1 protein-coding gene is annotated in these 499 nt (G+C 45.7%); it reads left to right on the top strand.

What is annotated here, in order from left to right; all coding sequences use genetic code 11:
* The coding region (locus AC1D0P_RS28520; RefSeq protein ID WP_477679811.1) for a hypothetical protein at positions 1 to 315 on the top strand (315 nt) is incomplete at its 5' end.
* Between the last annotated feature and the right edge of the window lie 184 nt (positions 316 to 499).

Genomic DNA, 499 nt, shown 5'->3' with positions numbered 1-499 from the left:
ATGCAGAAGCTGGCAAAGCCGCTGAAAGCCAGTCTCAATGGTCCGCAGGAGATCGGCAACATGCTCGTCTGGGAATTACCTATGAGCAGCTTACCCAGGCGCTATAGTAAGACCTTATTTGGTCGGAAATCCAATTTTGTTTCGGTAGACATCGCAGAGTACAATGCGACAATAGAAAATATGACAAGTGTTGTTCGGCAGTTGTTCGGTAATATTAAAATAGTGTTTTCGGAACTTGATTCTCCGTATTGGTCGACAGTATTTGCGACATACGAAGAAACTAATGACGATGACAATAAACTCAAATCGGCTTGATCTCCATGTCGTCTATCATATTCATTTTCAATCTGCTGCAGGACGTTAACATAATTCGCCCCTTGGCGTATTTGGCGCGCCGTGAGACGGATGCCGAAATCGTTTTTCTCATCTCACATCGCTTTCTCGACCGCGACCGTCAGAAAATCTGGCAACGAGAACTCGCGCAGATGCGTGCCGATAT

The organism is Polaromonas sp. P1_G2 (assembly GCF_056405515.1).
The sequence above is the reverse complement of the archived record's forward strand: the minus strand, read 5'-3'. Positions and strand labels throughout refer to the sequence as shown.